The sequence below is a fragment of the Pseudomonas sp. 5P_3.1_Bac2 genome (assembly GCF_025465995.1).
Lineage (GTDB): Bacteria > Pseudomonadota > Gammaproteobacteria > Pseudomonadales > Pseudomonadaceae > Aquipseudomonas.
In genome coordinates, this window is the sequence record NZ_JANLNY010000006.1 from 525,339 (window position 1) to 543,233 (window position 17,895).

Annotated in this window: 18 protein-coding genes; 6 read left to right on the forward strand and 12 right to left on the reverse strand. The window is 61.1% G+C overall.

Annotated elements, in window-relative coordinates:
- Nucleotides 1-141 precede the first annotated feature (141 nt).
- The 4 genes from NTD81_RS06770 to NTD81_RS06785 form a co-directional block, all read right to left on the reverse strand.
- Nucleotides 142-936, reverse strand: coding sequence for an ABC transporter permease (locus tag NTD81_RS06770; RefSeq protein WP_262180806.1), 795 nt, complete (start codon nt 934-936; stop codon nt 142-144).
- A gap of 5 nt (nt 937-941) precedes the next feature.
- The gene (locus NTD81_RS06775) at nt 942-1,679 is read right to left on the reverse strand and encodes an ABC transporter ATP-binding protein (protein ID WP_262180809.1); all 738 of its coding nucleotides are present in this window, start codon (nt 1,677-1,679) and stop codon (nt 942-944) included.
- On the reverse strand, nt 1,676-2,641 hold the full coding sequence (locus NTD81_RS06780; protein ID WP_262180811.1) for a YVTN family beta-propeller repeat protein: 966 nt from the start codon (nt 2,639-2,641) through the stop codon (nt 1,676-1,678). The genes NTD81_RS06775 and NTD81_RS06780 overlap by 4 nt, the downstream gene beginning before the upstream one ends.
- A 69-nt stretch (nt 2,642-2,710) precedes the next feature.
- Nucleotides 2,711-3,832: an ABC transporter substrate-binding protein gene (locus tag NTD81_RS06785; RefSeq protein WP_410017133.1), complete on the reverse strand. Its 1,122-nt coding sequence runs from the start codon at nt 3,830-3,832 to the stop codon at nt 2,711-2,713.
- Nucleotides 3,833-4,498: 666 nt separating this feature from the next.
- Here NTD81_RS06785 and NTD81_RS06790 point away from each other — a divergent pair.
- The 3 genes from NTD81_RS06790 to NTD81_RS06800 are packed head-to-tail and all read left to right on the forward strand — an operon-like array spanning nt 4,499 to nt 6,860.
- Nucleotides 4,499-4,936 (forward strand): copper-binding protein, encoded by a 438-nt coding sequence (locus NTD81_RS06790; protein ID WP_262180815.1) that lies wholly within the window; start codon nt 4,499-4,501, stop codon nt 4,934-4,936.
- Entirely contained in the window at nt 4,937-6,196 is a 1,260-nt protein-coding gene (locus NTD81_RS06795; protein WP_262180817.1) for a histidine kinase, read from the forward strand.
- A gap of 13 nt (nt 6,197-6,209) precedes the next feature.
- A complete protein-coding gene (locus NTD81_RS06800) occupies nt 6,210-6,860 on the forward strand; it encodes a response regulator transcription factor (protein WP_262180818.1) in 651 nt (216 codons plus the stop codon).
- 9 nt (nt 6,861-6,869) lie between these two features.
- Here NTD81_RS06800 and zapE read toward each other — a convergent pair whose 3' ends face one another.
- Nucleotides 6,870-7,985 (reverse strand): cell division protein ZapE, encoded by a 1,116-nt coding sequence (gene zapE, locus NTD81_RS06805; RefSeq protein ID WP_262180820.1) that lies wholly within the window; start codon nt 7,983-7,985, stop codon nt 6,870-6,872.
- Nucleotides 7,986-8,377: 392 nt separating this feature from the next.
- Between zapE and NTD81_RS06810 the strand changes: the two genes are divergently transcribed.
- Together NTD81_RS06810 and NTD81_RS06815 are read left to right on the forward strand one after the other, a co-directional pair.
- Entirely contained in the window at nt 8,378-8,767 is a 390-nt protein-coding gene (locus NTD81_RS06810) for a helix-turn-helix transcriptional regulator (RefSeq protein WP_262180822.1), read from the forward strand.
- Between the two features lies 1 nt (nt 8,768).
- Nucleotides 8,769-10,088 (forward strand): type II toxin-antitoxin system HipA family toxin, encoded by a 1,320-nt coding sequence (locus NTD81_RS06815; RefSeq protein WP_262180823.1) that lies wholly within the window; start codon nt 8,769-8,771, stop codon nt 10,086-10,088.
- 172 nt (nt 10,089-10,260) lie between these two features.
- Here the strand turns inward: NTD81_RS06815 and NTD81_RS06820 are convergent, their stop codons facing one another.
- From NTD81_RS06820 to NTD81_RS06845, 6 genes are all read right to left on the reverse strand, one after another.
- Nucleotides 10,261-10,914 carry an HAD family hydrolase gene (locus NTD81_RS06820; protein ID WP_262180825.1) on the reverse strand — a complete coding sequence of 218 codons (654 nt, stop codon included), beginning with the start codon at nt 10,912-10,914 and terminating at the stop codon, nt 10,261-10,263.
- Nucleotides 10,914-11,903: an ABC transporter ATP-binding protein gene (locus NTD81_RS06825; RefSeq protein WP_262180826.1), complete on the reverse strand. Its 990-nt coding sequence runs from the start codon at nt 11,901-11,903 to the stop codon at nt 10,914-10,916. Before NTD81_RS06825 ends, NTD81_RS06820 begins: the two co-directional genes overlap by 1 nt.
- Nucleotides 11,904-11,930: 27 nt before the next feature.
- The gene (locus NTD81_RS06830) at nt 11,931-12,725 is read right to left on the reverse strand and encodes an ABC transporter permease (RefSeq protein WP_262180828.1); all 795 of its coding nucleotides are present in this window, start codon (nt 12,723-12,725) and stop codon (nt 11,931-11,933) included.
- On the reverse strand, nt 12,712-13,551 hold the full coding sequence (locus NTD81_RS06835) for an ABC transporter permease (RefSeq protein ID WP_262182066.1): 840 nt from the start codon (nt 13,549-13,551) through the stop codon (nt 12,712-12,714). Before NTD81_RS06835 ends, NTD81_RS06830 begins: the two co-directional genes overlap by 14 nt.
- Nucleotides 13,551-14,357: an alkaline phosphatase family protein gene (locus NTD81_RS06840; protein WP_262180830.1), complete on the reverse strand. Its 807-nt coding sequence runs from the start codon at nt 14,355-14,357 to the stop codon at nt 13,551-13,553. The genes NTD81_RS06835 and NTD81_RS06840 overlap by 1 nt, the downstream gene beginning before the upstream one ends.
- A 70-nt stretch (nt 14,358-14,427) precedes the next feature.
- Nucleotides 14,428-15,486: an ABC transporter substrate-binding protein gene (locus NTD81_RS06845; RefSeq protein ID WP_262180831.1), complete on the reverse strand. Its 1,059-nt coding sequence runs from the start codon at nt 15,484-15,486 to the stop codon at nt 14,428-14,430.
- A 315-nt stretch (nt 15,487-15,801) separates the two neighbouring features.
- Here NTD81_RS06845 and NTD81_RS06850 point away from each other — a divergent pair, with 315 nt between their 5' ends.
- Nucleotides 15,802-16,518 carry a UTRA domain-containing protein gene (locus tag NTD81_RS06850; protein ID WP_262180833.1) on the forward strand — a complete coding sequence of 239 codons (717 nt, stop codon included), beginning with the start codon at nt 15,802-15,804 and terminating at the stop codon, nt 16,516-16,518.
- Nucleotides 16,519-16,578: 60 nt separating this feature from the next.
- On the opposite strand, the gene NTD81_RS06855 is transcribed toward NTD81_RS06850, so the two are convergent.
- On the reverse strand, nt 16,579-17,868 hold the full coding sequence (locus NTD81_RS06855) for a M18 family aminopeptidase (protein WP_262180835.1): 1,290 nt from the start codon (nt 17,866-17,868) through the stop codon (nt 16,579-16,581).
- Nucleotides 17,869-17,895: the final 27 nt, after the last annotated feature.

Consider the following 17,895-nt stretch of genomic DNA (forward strand, 5'->3'; position numbering starts at 1 on the left):
TGAAGTCTCAATGCTTTTTATTGGGGTATTACAGGTTAAAGCTGCTGCTTTGGGAATCCTACGATGGAGAGCCTATGCAGTACCAAAGTATTAGTCAGCGCAGGCACTGCATAAGTCACAGCCCCGCGCCTTGGCCCAAGCCTAGCCTTTGCTTTTGCGCAGCGCGGCGTGTTGCGGGTTAAAGGTCAGTACTGCCAGCACGCTGAACAACAGGGTCAGGCCCAGGCACACCAGCAGCGCCGTCAGGCTCAGGCGCTGATAGAGGGCGAAACGTACCAGCTCCACGGCGTGGCTGAACGGATTGAGCGCACACAGCCAGTACAGCCACTGGCTGGCCTCCTGCATCTTCCACAGCGGGTACAGCGCTGAGGAGAGAAAAAACATGGGAAAGATGACGAAGTTCATCACCCCGGCAAAGTTCTCCAACTGACGGATGCCATTGGACAGCAACAAGCCCAAGGCACTGAGCAGCAACGCCACCAACAGCAACGCTGGCAGGGCCCACAGCAGCCCCCAGGCTGGTGGTTGCACGCCATACAGCCAGGCCACGGCGAGAAAGGCATAGACCTGTAGCAGGGAAATCAGCGCCGTGGCCAGCAGTTTGCTCACCAGCAAAAACGCCCTGGGCAGCGGACTGGTCAGTAGCACGCGCATGCTGCCCATCTCGCGGTCGTAGACCATCGACAGTGAGCCCTGCATGCCGTTAAACAGCAAAATCATGCAGGCCAGGCCCGGCACTATGTAGGTCTCGTAGGTGATGTAGGTGTCATAGGGCGCGATGATGGCGATGCCCAGCGCGGCCCTGAAGCCTGCGGCAAACACCAGCAGCCACAACAGCGGGCGCACCAGCGCGCTGAAAAAGCGGCTGCGCTGCAAGACAAAGCGCAGCCATTCCCGTAGCACGATGCCTTTAAGGCAATACCAGTAGGCACTCATCACAATCATCCTGCGGCAGGTTCGCGGGTGGCGGTCAGGCGGGCGAAGCTGGCGGCCAGATCGCTTTCGCCGCTCTGGCGAATGCTTTGCACGCTGCCCTGGGCCACCAGACGGCTGCGGTTGAGCAGCAACAGGGCGTCGTGGTCGTGAATCTCATCCAGCAGATGGGTCGTCCACAGCACGGCCAGGCCGCTGTCGCCACACAGTTGCCGCACGTGTTGGTTGAGGGCTAAACGGCTGGCGGGGTCCAGACCCACGCTGGCTTCATCGAGCAGCAGCAATTGCGGACGGTGCAGCAGCGCCCGGGCAATCTCGACGCGCCGGCGATGGCCGCCGTTAAGCTCGCGCACTTTGTCGCGGCGCCGCGCGCCGAGCTGTTGACGCTCAAGCTCGGCGTCGATACGCCGCTGCGCGGCCTGCGTGCTTAGGCCATGCAGGGCCGCGTGGTAATGCAGGTTTTGCTCGACGCTTAAGTCCAAATCCAGGGTGCTTTGCTGGAACACCACGCCCAGTTGCGCCAGCGCCTGACGCGGCTGCTGGCGCAGGCAGTGGCCGAACACTTGGATGTCGCCCTGTTGCAGGTCGTAGAGGCGGGTGAGCAGGGCGATCAGACTGGACTTACCGGCGCCATTGGGCCCCAGCAACGCGGCGAACGTCCCCGGGGCAATGGCAAAGCTCACATCCTGCAAGGCCGGCCGGGGGCCATAGGCGAAGCTAACGTCAGCCACCTGTAAGGCCATCATGGGGTGACAACCACGCCCCAGGGGTAGCGTCCGACTTTGATCGACTTGCTCACTTTCAACGAGGCCACGTCGATCACCGATACGTCGCCACTGACGCCGTTGGTGGTCAGCAGTTGGCTTTGATCGGGGGTGAAGGCCATATGCCAAACGCGGCGGCCGACTAACAGGTAGTCGAGGATCTCGAAGGTCTTGGCGTCCACCACTGCCACATGGTTGGCCGGGCCTAAGGCGACGAAGGCGTACTTACCATCGGCACTGAGCTTGACCCCCACCGGCTGGACTTTATCCGGGTGCACGCCCTTGATTTGAAACTTCAGCACCTTCTCAATCTGCCGGCTGGCGACGTCGATCACGCTCACCGTGCCGCCGATTTCCGCCGAGGCCCACAGGCGTTTGCCGGCGGGGTCAAACTCGACATGCCGGGGGCGCTGGTCGACCAGAGTGTTATCGACCAGTTGCTGGCTGCTGGTGTCGATCCAGTGCAGCATGTTGGTGGTTTCGCTGGTATTCACCGCCCACTTGCCGTCTGGGCTGACGGCCATGCCTTCGGGCTCCACCCCCACATCGATCTGCGCCAGCACCTGATCGCTTTGGGTGTCGACCACCGTCACCAGGGCGTCGTCCTCGTTGCTGATATACAGCCAGCGGTCATTGTGGTGCAGGGCGAATTGCTCAGGGTCGGCGCCGGAGGGCAGCTCTTTGATGATCTTGCGGCTGGCCAGGTCCATCACCTGCACCCGGTCCGAGTCGCTGGCGCAGATGTACAGCAGCTTATTGTCGCTGGACAGCAGCAGGCCGCGTGGGCGCTGGCCGACTTTAAGCGTCTCGCTGACTTCAAGGGTGGCCAGGTCAATCACGCTGATGCTGTCGTCTTTTTCGTTGGACACATAGGCCGTGGCCGCCCATGTGGCGCTGCTGGCCAAGGTCAGGCCAATGCTCAGGGCAAGGGTGGTCAGATGCATGGGGGAGGTCCTCTTGTTCTAGTTATGGGTTGCGCAGCGGTGCTGGCTGTTGCTGCGCAGGAGTAGGGGTTACGCCGGGTCGGCCAAGTTGCAGCTGACTTCCGGCTGGTCGTAGCCGAGGCTGTCCAGCTCGCTGCTGGGGTGAAGGAAGCCGTCTTGTGGTGAAGTCGTCACCAGCGCGCGGGGTTGCACCACGGGGATCGGCTGACGCAGCTCGCCGTTCCAGCTGCGGAAACTCAGCTTGCGGCCTTTAAAACCATCCAGCGGCAGGTCGTTGCTGAGGGCCAGCTGGCGGATCGCCGTGACCTCGGTTACGCGCAGCTTGGTGATGGCGCTGGCCAGGCTGCGCACGGCCATCCATGCGGCAAAATCGCGGTCATTCATCCAGCGCTTGGCGTGGGCCTCAAAGCGTTTTTGCAGTTGCGCGGCGCCGTAGGTTTCGACGGTCTTGTGCCAGCCTGTCGGGGTCAGCCCTTGGGTGCCGGCCACCGGACGCGGCAGCCAGGTTTGGTAGGGCACGTACTCGCCAAAGTCGCCGCGTTCATCGGCCACCAGCACCACGTCGTAATCGCCGCCTTGGGTAAACAGCGGCATCTCCGCCTGGGCGCTGCGGCGTTGGTCGTTATCAAAGCTCCACGGTTTTTCCGCGACGATGCTGTGACCGAAGCGCTTGGCCGCGCGCTTTAGGGCGGCGGCATAGGCTTGATCATCTGCAGTGGGCCCGACGATCAGCAGCCAGCGCGTCCACTTACGCACCGTGAGAAATTGCGCCAGGGCATCGGTGAGCATGGCGCGACTCGGCAGGGTGTGCAGCACGTTTGGCAGGCATTGCTGCTGGCGCAGGCTGTCGTCGGCGCTACCGGCATTGATCAGCAGGCTGTCGGGCAGGGCGGCGCTTAGTTGGCGCAACGTAGCAGCCGGCGCGTTGACCACAAACAGGCGCAGGCCTTGTTCATGTTGTTGGCGCGCCGCCTCGAGCAACGCGGCGCTGTCGTCGCGCTCGGCGACTGCAAGCTGATAGCTGTGCTTGAGGAAACGCCCGGTGCTGTTGCTGTCGATAATCGCCAGCTCGGCGCCGCGCAGGCCCGCGTCGGCAGGCTCAGGGATGACGTTAGAGAGCAGCGGGCCATTGTCCGCTACATAGCCCAGATAGCCAATGCGCACCTGCAACTCCTGCGCACTGACCGCCATTGTCAGGCCCAGGCTGGTGGTGAGGCACAGCAAAATACGGCTAAACGACGGCATGGGCGACTCCTTCCTCAGGGTGTCGCCAGCATAGGAAGGCCGTCGGGCTCGGGAAATATGCCCAAGGTCGTGCCGGCTTCCTACTAAGGTCGTAACTCGTTAGGCGCGAAAAACTTGGCGCAAAGTGCAAGGGCAGGCGCTTGCTCGGGTGCCGTCGCCAAGTTGGCGGCTGTCCAAGCGCAGGCTGTGGCGGCGCGCTACTCCATTGGCCGCCAGCCAGCGTGTCGGTTGATTAAGACCTGCTGCACTCGATGGACTCTGGGGCGACAGCTCACGCCGAACGGCGGATTTAGTTTTCTAGACGTATGAGGCCGATTCCTCCTGAGCATCGGCTGATCTCGCTCAGGTGCTGGTCGTGCGCTTAGCTCCTGTCGCCAGCTGAGCGGTTGGGTTTTCCGCAGGCGTTTGTTGGCACTGCCAGCGTCGCGCCCGCCGCCCGCCGCCCGCCGCCCGCTGCCTGCGCTCAGGCCTGGGCGCACTGACATAGCACCTGCTTAACCCTTGCACGGGTTTGTCTAAAGTACCCGCCAGCCAGTACCAAGGTAGTAATCCATGGCGGCGCCTGGCTGCTTAGCATGGGCTATCCCAACAAGAACAACACAGGTGATGCCCATGCGTACTTTCAAAGCTCTGTTATTACCGGCGTTGCTGATCGCCAGCATGATCGGGGTGGACAGCTTGCAGGCAGCGGGTGATCTGAGTCGCCGCACGGAGGCCCTGCCGGACTTGGTGCTAGGTAGCGACGCCAGCGACTACAGCTTGTCGCAGAACGAGTACCAGCTGGAAACTGGCAAGGCCTACCAGCTCAAAATCATCGCCAGTGGCCTTAAGGAATACGCCTTCCAGGCGCCGGCTTTCGCCACCTCGATCTACCTGCGCAAAGTCGAGGCGGGTGGGGTTGAGGTCAAGGCCGTGACCCTGACTGAGCTGGAGTTTGAAGAAGCCGGTGAAGCGGAAATCTTCTTTGTGCCGATTAAGCCCGGCAAGTATCCCTTCTTCGCCAAGGGCCTCGAGAACAAAGGCATGCTCGGCCACTTCGTGGTCAAGTAAGTGTCGGCGTTAGGACGTCTCTACCTGCTGGTGACCTTGCTGTTTGCCTTGGTCACCTGCGTTGCTTTAGTGCTGCTCGCACGCCAGGCGGGCGCCGATGTGCAGCGCGAGCTACAAGCCGCCGAGGCGGTGGTGGATTACCTGTATACCAGTGCCCAGCGCGACCCACAGAGCCTGCATCCCGATCTGACGGCTAATCTGCGCCATATTCGCGTGCAGTGGCTGCGCGCGGATGAGCATGCGCTGCCGGGCGCGCCGAGCTTCGAGCAATGGCTGACGCAGCGGGTGTTTGCCGTGCAGGTGCGCAGCCGGGAGTTGCGTCTGGCGGATGGCCGCGTGCTGCGCATCAGTGTCGACCCCAGAGATGAGGTCGAAGAGGTTGGCGATTCCCTGCTGCAATTGCTTGGTTTAAGCCTGCTGGCGCTGCTGCTCAGCCTGCTGACCATCCATTGGGCGTTGCAACGTGGCCTGCGCGTGCTGGATGAACTGCTGCGCGGCTTGCAGCAGGTTAGCCAAGGCCAGCTCGACACCCGTTTGCCGCTGCACAGCGTGCGGGAGGCGCGGCGTTTGTCCCGTCACTTCAATAACATGGCCACCACCTTGCAGCAGGTGCAGGCCGATAACGACGAACTGACCCAAGCCCTGATGGCTCTGCAAGAGCGCGAGCGAGCGCGCCTGGGCCAGACCTTGCACGATGATTTGGGCCAGTATTTGAGCGGCATTCGCGCCCAGGCCTGCTTGCTGCGGATGATCGCCGATGATCCGCAGCAGGTAAGGGCCACTGCGGCACAACTGGAGCTGCATAGCCAGCGTTTGCAAGATGGTTTTCGCGCGCTGATCCGCGATCTGTATCCGGTGATGCTGGAGCACCTGGAGCTTGATGAAGCCTTGCAACTGCTTAGCCACGACTGGCAGGACAGCACCGGCGTGGCCTGTGTGCTGCACAGCAGTCAACAGCAGCCGCGCTTGGCGCTGCCGACCAAGGCCCAACTGTACCGGCTGATCCAAGAGGCGCTGACCAATGTGGCGCGCCATGCTAATGCCAGCCGGGTGCAGGTGCGCTTGCACTATCAGGGCCGGCGTTTGCGCTTGTTGATTCGCGATAACGGCTGCGGCGCGCAACTGCCGCAGCGCCCCGGGATTGGCTTGCGCTCGATGCAGGAGCGGGCGCGCAGCATCGGCGCGCAACTGCGCCTGCATAGCCGCCCTGGCGCCGGCTGGGCGCTGTGGCTGAGCCTGCCGATTAGCAACGATTACTGAGTGAGGATGGCCGATGAAGATTCTCTTGGTGGACGATCACGCCGTGGTGCGCCAAGGCTATGCCAGCCTGCTGCGGGCCATGCTCAGCGCTGTGCAAGTCAGTGAGGCCTGCGATGGCGAGCAGGCCTTGCAGATGGTCCAGGACGACATCCCCAACCTGGTCATCATGGATATTTCCCTGCCCGGCATCAGCGGTCTGGAAACCACCCGGCGCCTGCGCCAGCGCCTGCCACAACTGCGCGTGTTGTTCTTTAGCATGCACGATGAATTACCGATTCTGCGCCAGGCTCTGGATGCTGGCGCCATTGGCTACCTGAGCAAAACCTCGGCGCCGGAAGTGCTGCTCGAAGCGGTCAATCGCACTCTGGCCGGGCATGCTTATATCGAGCAGCGTCTGGCCACGCACCTGGCCTGTCATCCGCAAGCTGACGGCCATGCCGACCCGCGTTTGCGTGGCATGACCCAACGTGAGTTTGAGATTTTCGTGATGCTGGCCAAGGGCACGCCCAACAGTCAAATCGCGGCCAAGCTGTGTATCAGCAGCAAGACCGTATCCAACTACCTGACCCTGCTGAAAAGCAAATTGCAGGTCAGCTCCCAGGCTGAGCTGGTGCATCTGGCCATCGACACCGGGGTGATCCGCCTGGGCCTGGAAAGCGCCTAGGCGGGCGGTCTACTGGCCAAAGCGCTCTAACTGCATCTCCTGCAAGCGGCTCAGGGTGCGGCGAAAGGCGAAGTCCAGATAGCCCTCGGTATACAGCTCGGCCATGGGCACGGCGGCCTCCAGATACAGCGGCACCTTGCGGTCGTAGCATTCATCCACTAGGGCGATAAAGCGCCGCACGCTGTCGTCGTTACGCGACAGGCTAGGCAGTTGCCGATCGCCGGCGGCGACGCGTTCCACAGCATCCTCCGTGCCGCGAGCGATCTTGGCCGGCCGCTGCGCACTGCCCAGTTGCGGCACCTCGCTGATTAAGATGGCGCGGTACTGATCACACAGGGCGATAAAGTCCTGGGCTGCTAAGGGTTGCTGGCACAGCTCGGCGAAGCGGCTCCAGAACACCGTGGGGCAACGCTTGACCACCTCGATATGGCGGCTGCCTAGTTCCAGGGGCTGGCTGGTGCTGACTTGCCCGGCGCTCAGTTGCTCGTAGCACATTGCCAGGGCGCTAGGCTGAGCGCTGTCGGCCAGCCAATAGCGGATGTGCTCGGCGCCTGGATGCAGGCGGTGATCCTGTTCGCCATCGACGCACACCACCTGCATATGGGCTTTGATCGCGCTGATGGAGGGGGTAAAGCGCTCGCGGTTGTAGCCTTCGGCGTAGAGCTTATCCGGCGGTTGGTTAGAGGTGCAGACCAGCACCACGCCCTGATCGAACATCACTTGGAACAAGCGGCCGAGCAGGGTGGCGTCGCCAATATCGCTGACAAACAGCTCATCAAAACACAACACCCGCACTTCATTGGCCAGCTCTTTGGCCAAGGCTTTAAGCGGATCAGGCGTGCCAGTCAGCTCGAACTGACGCTTATGCACCCAGCGCATAAAGTGGTGGAAGTGCTGGCGCCGCGCCGGCACTTGCAGGCTTTGGTAGAAGATGTCCATCAGCCAGGTTTTGCCGCGTCCCACGGGACCCCAGAGGTACACCCCGGGAATGCCGCGGCGGCCTTGATGCAGGGCCTCTTGGCAGGTTTGTAGGGCCTCGGCGGCCAGCTGTTGTTTGCTGTCGGGGTAAAAGCCATTGTCTGCAACGGCTTGTTGATAGGCCGCAAGCGGGCCAAGCGCAGTCATGTTGATTTCTCGCCAGTGCGGAGTCGCGCCACTCTCTGAGAGCGGCGCCACTGATAATAGAGCGAGGCTTAAGCCTGGGGCTCAAGCTAGAGGCTTTTGCTGGGGCTGTCTAGACGACCATGGGTCGCGCTCGGGTGCTGGGTTGCTGGCGCTGCTTTTAGTGGACAGGGGGCAGGCCCGCTGCCACTTATGGATCAGCGTATGGGGCTAAGCAGGTCGATCTTTCTGTATTTTAAATAAAGAAATATTGGTCTTATCTGATTTTATATGGGTTATATAAAATATTATTTATGTTAGTCGCGGTTTTTAATTGGTGCTATGCTTTGCTCAACTAAAATATTTATTTGTGTTAAATCATGGTTTTCTAGTTAAGAAAAAGAAAGGTTTGCCTTATGCGTGTTCAGCGACTTAGCGACGATGGCATTGCTCAGCAGCTAGGCGAAGCCCTGCGCGAGCGGCGCCTGCGCAAGGACATCATTCAGGAAGACCTGGCCGCGCGGGTCGGTGTCAGTGTGCCGACGCTGCAGAAGCTGGAAAAAGGCCGTGGCACTGTGCAACTGCTGATCGCCGTGCTGCGTGAACTGAATAGCCTGGATCTGCTCAGCAGTCTGTTGGCGGCGCCACGGGTCAGTCCCTTGGCAGTGGCGAAATCCGGTAAGGTCAGTCGGGTGCGGGCCAGCGGCAGCCGTGGCCAGCAGGCGCGAGTTGCAGCCGATGAGCAAGCAACTGGCGCGCAGAGCGCTGCGGGTGCGGCGAAGCCCTTGCTGATACCGAGGAAGTGATATGGCCAAAATAGCCCAGGTGTATCTGTGGGACACCTTGGTCGGCGCAGTGCTTTGGGATGAAAACCAGTCGCCTGCCACTGGCACCTTTGAGTTTGATCCGGCCTTTACCGAGATTGGCCTAGAGATCGCGCCGCTGACCATGCCGGCCATTGCCGGTGAGGTGTATGCCTTTGCCGGGCTTAATCCAGGGGCCTTTAAGTCGTTACCGCCGTGCTTGTCCGATAGCCTGCCGGATGACTTCGGTAATGCCGTGATCGACGCCTGGCTGGCTGCCAGTGGCCGCGATCCGCAGCAGTTCAGCCCTGTTGAACGCTTGCTGTATATCGGCTCGCGCGGCATGGGCGCTTTGGAGTTTCGCCCGGCGCTGGAGAAGGCCGCTAACCTTACCGAACAACTGCAGCTGGAAGCACTGGTCGAGCTGGCCGGACGCATTCTGCAAGAACGCACCACGCAGTTCGCCGGCTTGCATCTAGAACTGCAATCCGAGGCCGAAGATGAGGCGCTCAAACACCTGTTCCAAGTGGGCTCCTCAGCGGGTGGTCAGCGCCCGAAAGCGATCATTGCGATTAACAAGGCAACCGGAGAAATCTGCTCCGGGCAGATTGAGGCGCCCGAGGGTTACAGCTACTGGCTGTTTAAGTTTGATGTGGGCAATGGCGCCAGCGCCTTGGGCGACCCCGCCGGCTTTGGCCGGGTGGAGTATGCCTACCATCTGATGGCGGTGGCCGCCGGGGTGCAGATGAGCGAGTGCCGTTTGTATCTCGATGGTCCGCGCGCGCACTTTATGACGCGCCGTTTTGATCGGCTGGAGGATGGCGACAAGCTGCATGTGCAGACCTTGTGTGCCATGGATCAGGCCGACTACACCCTGCCTGGCGGCTATAGCTATGAGCAGGCGTTACAGGTATGTCGCGACTTGGGCCTGCCGCGCCAGGAGCAAATCGAGCTGTACCGGCGCATGGTGTTTAACGTGATCGCCCGTAACCAGGATGATCACACCCGCAATATCGCCTTCCAGGTGTGGCGTGACGGGGTTTGGCACCTGACCCCGGCCTACGATATGTGCTGGGCCTACCGCGCCGATTCGCCTTGGGTGTCCAGCCACCAAATGAGCCTTAACGGCAAGCGCGATAACTTCAGCCGTGAAGACCTGCTCAGCGTGGCCAGGCAAATCTCACGGCTGGATGGCTCTAAGATTATCCATGAAGTGGCCGCGGCGGTACGTCGCTGGCGCGAGTTCGCCGGGCAGGCGGGGATGACGGATACGAACTTGATTGGCCAGATCGAACAGACCCACCGGCTCTATTTGGCTGACTGAGGCCGGAGGCAGTTAGGCTTAGACTGGCAGCCGGCATGGATCACCGAGACGGGGCAGACGTGCTGCAATCAACCGTTTGCCTTGGCTGGCAAGCAACTAGAGCTATTAGCGGGTTGCTTCGGGTTTAAGTCGCCCAACCCCTAAGCCATCTAACTGGGGTTGAGCGTGGGGCTTATTGCCAGCGCAGGATCGGCCAGCCAGCCTGTTGGGCGCGGGCCAATAGCACCGGGTCGGGGTTGACCACGTGGGGCTTGGCCACGACTTCGAGCAGGGGCAGATCATTGCGCGAGTCGGAGTAGAAGTAAGCGCCTTCTAGGCTTTCGTTATGCTCTTGCAACCACTGTTGCAGGCGCGCCACTTTACCTTCGCGGAAGGTCAAAATGCCTTGGGTTTGTCCGGTGTAAAAGCCGCGCTCAAGCTGCGGTTCGATGGCCAGTACCTCGTCGATTTTCAAGCGCGCGGCGATGGCGCTGACCAGAAAGTGCGCGGAGGCCGAGATCACTAAAATGCGGTCGCCGGCGGCGCGGTGGTTGGCCAGACAGCGGGTGGCATCGCTGTAGAAGATCGGCTCGATAACGTCTTCGACAAAGGGCTCAACCACATGCTCGACTTCCTCAGCGGTGCGCCCAACTAAGGGCGACAGGCTGTAGTTCATATAGTCCTGCATCGACAGCTCGCCGCTGGCGTATTGGCTCATCAGTTCTTGCTCGCGGGGCAGGTAGCTGTCGCCATCCGCCCAGCCGAGCTTGACCATTTCCTGGCTCCACAAACGGGCGCAGTCGCCGCCAATCAGGGTTTCGTCCAGGTCGAAAATAGCTAAGGCCATCAGGCCACCTCACAAATAGCGTTATCAGCAATCGACAGCTTGATGGCTTGGCCGTTGCTTTGTAAATCTTCTGGCGCGCGGTTCAGCACATCCACCAGCAGCTCTACGCCGCGGGCTTCGACCCGATAACGGATGACGTTACCGAGCAGGCTATGGCTGCGAATCTGTGCTTCGATGGTGCCGTTGGCCGCCAGTTCAATGGCCTCCGGACGAATCGCCACGCGGCTGCCCACCGGGCGGCCGAGCAAGCGGCTGGCTTGCTCGGCATCCAGCAGGTTGTAGTTGCCGATAAAGCCGGCAGCGAAGGCATCCACCGGCGCGCTGTACAGCTCGGTGGCCGCGCCGCTTTGGACGATGCGCCCGGCGTTCATCAGGACGATGCGGTCACTCAGGGTCAGGGCTTCTTCCTGATCATGGGTGACGAAGAGGGTGGTCAGTTTCAGCTCTTGCTGGATGCTGCGGATCTGCTCGCGCAGGTGCTTGCGGATACGCGCATCCAGTGCCGACAGCGGCTCATCGAGCAGCAGCAAGCGCGGGCGGGTGACCAGCGAGCGGGCCAGGGCCACGCGTTGGCATTGGCCACCGGAAAGCTGGTGTGGGTAACGAGTGGCGAAGTCGTTCAACTCCACCAGCTCCAGCACCTGTTTAACCCGTTGCGCGCTCTCGTTAGCGCTGACCTTTTGCATGCGCAGCCCAAAGGCGACGTTTTGCTCCACGGTCATATTGGGGAACAGCGCATAGCTTTGGAACACCATGCCGATGCCGCGCTTCTGCGGCTTTAGCGGTAGCAGATCGTCGCCATCGAGCAGGATGCGCCCGCCATTAACCTCGGTAAGTCCGGCGATGCAGCGCAGCAGGGTCGACTTACCGCAGCCGGAGGGGCCGAGCAGGGTGATAAATTCGCCTTGGTTAATCTCGCAATTGATGTCGCTGAAAATGCTCGTGGCGCCGTAGCTTTTGTGCAGACCTTGAATACTCAAAAAACTCATGACAATTCCTTAGCTGGCGAATACGGCTTATGCCTTGTCCCGGTTCAGGCGGTTGGCCGCCCAGGTCAGAAGCACCACAAAGACGAAGTAGGAGATCACCAAGGCGCTGGTGAAGTGGCCGCTGTCGTTGCGCATGTTGTACAGGTACACCTGCAAGGTTTCGTAGCGGCTGCCCACCAGCAGGTTGGCAAACACAAACTCGCCAAACAAAAAGCTAAACGACAGGAACACCGACACCAGCAAGCCCTTGCGCAGGTTCGGCAGCACCACCAGCCAGGCGGCGCGCCAGGTGCTGGCGCCGAGCAGGTGGGCGGCGTCCATCAGGTCGCGCAGGTTGATGGCCTGCAGGTTGTTGCTGATGGCACGGTAGATAAAGGGCAGGGCGATGGTGAAGAAGCAGCCCAGGAGAATCCAGGGTGTGCCGAGAATCGGCAGCGGGCCGCCGGCAAATAACTGCATCAGGCCCACCGACGACACCACCGGCGGAATGGCGAACGGCAACAGAATCAGCACGTTCATCAGCGCATCCAGCTTGGGGAAGTGGTAACTGACCACAAACAGCAGGGGCAGCACCAGCAGCAGCGACAGCAGCAGCGCGGCGATGCACACCAACAGCGACCGGCCAAAGGCGGCGAGAAAGCGCATATCGCTCCACAGCGCGATATACCACTTCAGCGTCAGGCCGCTGGGCAGGATGCTTGCCGACCAACTCGTGGCGAAGGAGTAGAGCAAGGTGCCGAGCAGCGGCAACAGCATCAACAGCAACAGGCTGTAGACCACCAGGCGGTGCAACAGCGGCGAGGATTTTTCAGCGGCTGACATGGTAGCTCCGGCGCAGCATCCATTGGTGAACCAGGGTGATCAGCGTCATCATCCCCACCAGAATCATGGCCAGTGCGCTGGCCATATTGGGATCGAGGAAAATATCCCCCGAGACCATCGCCGCGATGCGAATCGGCAGCACGTTGAAGTTGCCCGTGGTCAGCGCATACACCGTGGCGTAAGCGCCCAAGGCGTTAGCCAGGAGAATCACGAAGGTGCCCAGCAGCGCCGGCAACAACACCGGCAAGCCGATATGGCGCCAGAACTGCCAGTTGCTGGCGCCGAGCAGCGCGGCGGATTCGCGCCAGTCTTCGCGCAGGGCATCGAAGGCCGGATACAGCAGCAGGACGCCCAAGGGAATCTGGAAGTAGCTGTAGAGCACGATCAGGCCGGTTTTCGAGTAGAGGTTAAAGTCCTCGATCACGCCCATCTGCTTGAGCAGGATGGTCAGCGCGCCGTTAAAGCCGAGCAGGATGACAAAGGCAAAAGCCAGCGGCACGCCGGAGAAGTTACTGCTCATATTGGCGAAGGCCATGACGAAGTCGCGCAGACGCCCATTCACTTGACGCAGCGAGTAGCTGCCGAGAATCGCCACACTGATGCCGATCAGGCTTGAGTAGAAGGCGATCTCCAGGCTGTGGCGCATGGCCTGGCGATAAAACGGCGAAGCGAAGGCCTGGCTGTAGTTGGCCAGGCTCCAGCCTTCGCTGGTGTGCAGGCTATTGCTGGCCACCCACAGCAGCGGGGCGATTTGAAAAGCACAGAAAAATACGGCAAATGGCAGCAGGCACAACAGTGCCCAGCCTTTGCCGCGCAGGGCGGCGATCATGCGAGAAGCTCCCGGCAGACAGGTTGATCGTGGGCCACGCCGAGCAGCGCGCAGACCGTGCCGCACAGCTCTAATTGACGCGGCTGCGCGGCGCTATCCCGGCTAAACGCGTCACCCAGCACAAACAGCGGCACTTCGCGTTCTTCCGCGAGCAAGCCGTTGTGCGAGCGGTCGTTATTCATGCCGTGGTCGGCGCTCACCAGCACTTGGTAGCCAGCCTCCAGCCAGGTTTGCAGGTAGTTGGCCAGCAGCACATCGGCGCTGCGCGCGCTGTTGCGGTATTGGCTGCTGTCGAGGCCGTGCTTGTGCCCGGCGTCGTCGATATTCATCGGGTGCACCAGCAAAAAGTCGGGACTGTGCTGCAAACGCAAACTTTCGGCGTCGGCGAACAGATGGGAGTCGGGGTAGTGGTCGGCGTAATAAAAATGACCATGCTGGATCGGCAGGCGCGTATCGCTGGTGTGGCGATCACGGGCCGGCTCAAACGGCGTGCGGTTATACAGCTCGCTGATCCAGTGATAGGCCGCCGCAGCCGTAACCAAGCCGGCTTTGCTGGCGTAATGAAAGATACTGCGGTGGTTGGACAGGCGGTTGATGCTGTTATTGACGATGCCGCTGTCGAGCGGCGCCACGCCGGTGAGGATCGCTTCATACAGCGGTCTGGACAGCGCCGGTAGCTCGCATTCGAGCTTATACAACGCGCCGCGTCCGGCCTGACAGTAAGCTTGCAGATGGCCTAAGGCATGCTGTGCGACGCTAAAGCTGAGTCCATCGAGAAGCACCAGGATAACCTTGTGCGCCATGCTTGTTTTCCTTGCCCAGTACGACTTCCCAAGCGCCAGGCCCCGACATTGATGCCGGGGCCGGCAGTGCTTAGTTCATGTTGAGGATGACGTTTTCTTGCCACAGACGAGGCAGGGCTTTGGAAGTGGCCTCCCAAGCCGCGGCATCTTTAATCGGCTGGACCTTGGCGTATTGCTCTTGTGGCAGCAGCTTGGCCTGGACTTCCGGCGGCAGGCTCAGGTGCTCGGCGCGGATCGGCCGGGCGTTGCCTTTGGCCAGGTTGATTTGCCCGGCATCGCTCAGGATGTACTCGCGGGCCAGCTTGGCCGCGTTAGGGTGCTTGGCGTATTTGTTGATGATGGTGGTGTAGCCGGAGATCACCGAACCGTCGGAGGGGATCAGCACTTCAAAGCGGCTAGGGTCGATCTGATCGCGGTACGACAGGCCGTTGAAGTCCCACACCACGCCGACTTCCACCTCACCTTTCTCCAAGGTTTGGATGGTCGGGTTGGCCAGCGACAGACGCCCTTGTTTGGCCAGCTCGGCGTAGAAATCCAGGGCCGGTTGGATATTGCTCTCGTTGCCGCCCATGGCAATGGCGGCGGCCAGGACGCCGTTGACCGCTTGGGCCGCGGTGCTGACGTCACCGGCAGCGACTTTGTACTTGCCGGTTTTCAGGTCGGCCCAGGAGCGGGGGATGTCTTTGACCAGTTGCTTGTTGACGATAAAGGCGATGGAGCCGGTGTAAGCCAGCAGCCAATGGCCGTCGCTGTCCTTGGCCCAATCCGGTACTTGTGCCCAGGTGCTGGGTTTGTAGGCTTGGGTAACACCTTGTTGCACCGCGATGGGGCCGAAGGCTGCACCGACGTCGCCAATATCGGCGGTGGCGTTGTCTTTCTCAGCGGCGAATTTGGCGATTTCCTGCGCCGAACTCATGTCGGTGTCGCTGTGTTTGAGGCCGTACAGCTTGCCCAGATCGATCCAGGTGTCTTTCCAGTTGGCCCAGCTATCGGGCATGCCCACGCTGTTTACCGCACCTTCTTTACGTGCCGCTGCTTCCAAGGCCTGCAAGTCAGCGTCTGCTGCCATGGCCGAAGTGGCCAGGGCAATCGCCGAACCCATCAGTGAAGCCATTAGTATTTTTTTCATTGGTGACTCCTTGGTGAGAAAAACGTGTTGGTCTAGATCAGCAATACTTGCGCCAATCTAGGCAGGGTTTGTGACGATTTCGTGTACGCACTTCCCATTCCCTGCGTCTGCCCGTGGACAAACGCCTAAGCAAGCAGCCTAGCTCAAGGATTTATGGCCGAAATATTGCTGGTAAGCCCGCTGTTGAGCGGCGCAGATCCGCTCTGTCACAGACCAGTCATCAAGCGTGCTTAATCTCGCAGCTAGAACTGCAGCCAGAGTCGGGGCGGAAAACGCCCTGATTTGGGGCTGGACTAGGCCAGATTTGGGGGTGCCATGGGCGAGGTGTTACCACGGGCGGTTACCGCCATTAGCCGCGCGTTAACCGAGCAGATTGAACACGGCTTGCTCAGTGCCGGCTGCCAGTTGCCCGCCGAGCGCAAACTCAGCGAACTGTTTGCCACCACGCGCATCACCTTGCGTGAAGCCCTCGGCCAGTTAGAAGCTCAGGGTTTGATCTATCGCGAGGAGCGGCGGGGTTGGTTTGTTTCGCCGCCGCGCCTGGCGTACAACCCGCTGGTACGCAGCCACTTCCACGCCATGGTCGCGCAGCAAGGGCGGCTGCCGGCGACGCAGGTGCTCAGCGCTAAGCTGATTCCGGCCACTGCGCAGATCTGCCAGCTGCTGGAGTTGCCGGCGCTGTCCAGCGTGTATCAGATCCGCCGCGCGCGCCGTGTCGATGGGCGGCTGGTGCTGTATGTCGAGCACTACCTCAACCCGCGCTACTTCGCCAACATCCTTGAATTCGATTTAACCCGCTCGCTGACTGAGCTGTATGCCAGTGAGTACGGCATCTATTACGGTGCGGTGCGCTTCGATATGGTGCCCACCGCCTTGCATGTGGAGGCTGCAGCGGCGTTGCGGGTGGCGCCTGGCAGCCCGGCCCTTAGGATTGTGCGGATCAACCGCGACCAGCATGCGCGGCTGATCGACTGCGATCTGGAGTATTGGCGCCACGATGCGCTGCATGTCAGCGTCGAGGTGCCGCAATAAGCGCCTGCGCCGGGCAGAAAAAAGGGCAGCCGAGGCTGCCCTGGTGAGTGGCGTTGTCGCTTACGGCAGCTCAGGGCTGGCGTAGAAGGCGCTGAGCACTTTGACCAAATGAGCAAGGTCGTGGCTGCCGGCCAATTCGCGGATCGAGTGCATGGCGAAAGTCGGCAGGCCGATATCGACGGTGCGCACGCCGATCTGACTGGCAGTGATCGGGCCGATGGTCGAGCCGCAACCCATGTCGCTGCGGGTCACGAAACTCTGCACCGGCACTTCGTTTTCCAGGCACAGGTGGCGGAAGAAACCGGCGGTTTCGCTGTTGGTGGCGTAACGCTGGTTGCTGTTGATCTTGATCACCGGGCCGGCGTTGAGCTTAGGCCCATGGTTTTGATCATGCTTGTCGGCGTAGTTAGGGTGCACGCCATGGGCGTTGTCGGCCGAGACCAGCAAGGAGCGCTGGATGCAGCGGACGAACTCTTCACCGTCCGGCAGCAGGCGCCGTAGCACTTGCTCAAGCATCGGGCCGTCGGCGCCACAGGCCGAGCAAGAGCCGACTTCTTCGTGGTCAGTGCAGACCAGCAGACAGGTTTCGTCATCCGACGAGGCGAGCAGGGCACGCAGGCCGGCATAGCACGACAGCAGGTTGTCCAGGCGCGCGCCGGCGATAAAGTCGGCGTTGAGGCCGATCACCGCTGCGCCCTGTGTGTCGTAGAAACTCAGTTCGTAGTCGAGCACCGCATCGGCGCTGAAGTCGTGCTGCAGGGCCAGCTGGTTGGTGAGCAGGGCGCGGAAATCCGGAGCCTCGCTGCCGGCCAGTTGGGCCAGAATCGGCGGCAACTCATTTTGGGCATTGATCGCCCAGCCTTGGTTGGCTTCGCGATTCAAGTGGATGGCCAGGTTGGGAATCACCGCAATCGGCGTCTGGAAGTCGATCAGTTGGCTCTCGACCTTGCCGTCGCGGCGGTAGGTGACGCGTCCGGCCAGCGACAGGTCGCGGTCAAACCACGGCGCCAACAGTGCGCCGCCATACACCTCGACGCCCAGTTGGAAGAACCCTTGGCGTTGCAGCTCCGGCTGCGGCTTAACGCGCAGGCAGGGGCTATCGGTATGGGCACCGACCAGACGGATGCCGCTTTCTACCAGCGGGCGTTTGCCCAACTTGAAAGCAATAATCGAGGAGTCGTTGCGGGTCACGTAATAGCGGCCACCGGCTTCGGTGTACCAGCTGCTGCGCTCATCTAAATGTTGAAAACCCGCCGCTTCGAGGTGCATCGCCAAGCTGGCGGTGGCATGGAAAGGGGTTGGTGAGCTTTTCAGGAAATCGATCAGGCCGTTGTTTAAATCTGCACGCATAACTCACTCCAGGCAGCAATGCCGGCA

Excerpts from the sequence above, each read along its gene's own strand:
- NTD81_RS06770 (WP_262180806.1), bottom strand. The coding sequence starts at position 936 with ATGAGTGCCTACTGGTATTGCCTTAAAGGCATCGTGCTACGGGAATGG.
- NTD81_RS06775 (WP_262180809.1), bottom strand. The coding sequence starts at position 1,679 with ATGATGGCCTTACAGGTGGCTGACGTTAGCTTCGCCTATGGCCCCCGG.
- NTD81_RS06780 (WP_262180811.1), bottom strand. The coding sequence starts at position 2,641 with ATGCATCTGACCACCCTTGCCCTGAGCATTGGCCTGACCTTGGCCAGC.
- NTD81_RS06785 (WP_410017133.1), bottom strand. The coding sequence starts at position 3,832 with ATGGCGGTCAGTGCGCAGGAGTTGCAGGTGCGCATTGGCTATCTGGGC.
- NTD81_RS06790 (WP_262180815.1), top strand. The coding sequence starts at position 4,499 with ATGCGTACTTTCAAAGCTCTGTTATTACCGGCGTTGCTGATCGCCAGC.
- NTD81_RS06800 (WP_262180818.1), top strand. The coding sequence starts at position 6,210 with ATGAAGATTCTCTTGGTGGACGATCACGCCGTGGTGCGCCAAGGCTAT.
- zapE (WP_262180820.1), bottom strand. The coding sequence starts at position 7,985 with ATGACTGCGCTTGGCCCGCTTGCGGCCTATCAACAAGCCGTTGCAGAC.
- NTD81_RS06810 (WP_262180822.1), top strand. The coding sequence starts at position 8,378 with ATGCGTGTTCAGCGACTTAGCGACGATGGCATTGCTCAGCAGCTAGGC.
- NTD81_RS06815 (WP_262180823.1), top strand. The coding sequence starts at position 8,769 with ATGGCCAAAATAGCCCAGGTGTATCTGTGGGACACCTTGGTCGGCGCA.
- NTD81_RS06820 (WP_262180825.1), bottom strand. The coding sequence starts at position 10,914 with ATGGCCTTAGCTATTTTCGACCTGGACGAAACCCTGATTGGCGGCGAC.
- NTD81_RS06825 (WP_262180826.1), bottom strand. The coding sequence starts at position 11,903 with ATGAGTTTTTTGAGTATTCAAGGTCTGCACAAAAGCTACGGCGCCACG.
- NTD81_RS06830 (WP_262180828.1), bottom strand. The coding sequence starts at position 12,725 with ATGTCAGCCGCTGAAAAATCCTCGCCGCTGTTGCACCGCCTGGTGGTC.
- NTD81_RS06840 (WP_262180830.1), bottom strand. The coding sequence starts at position 14,357 with ATGGCGCACAAGGTTATCCTGGTGCTTCTCGATGGACTCAGCTTTAGC.
- NTD81_RS06845 (WP_262180831.1), bottom strand. The coding sequence starts at position 15,486 with ATGAAAAAAATACTAATGGCTTCACTGATGGGTTCGGCGATTGCCCTG.
- NTD81_RS06850 (WP_262180833.1), top strand. The coding sequence starts at position 15,802 with ATGGGCGAGGTGTTACCACGGGCGGTTACCGCCATTAGCCGCGCGTTA.
- NTD81_RS06855 (WP_262180835.1), bottom strand. The coding sequence starts at position 17,868 with ATGCGTGCAGATTTAAACAACGGCCTGATCGATTTCCTGAAAAGCTCA.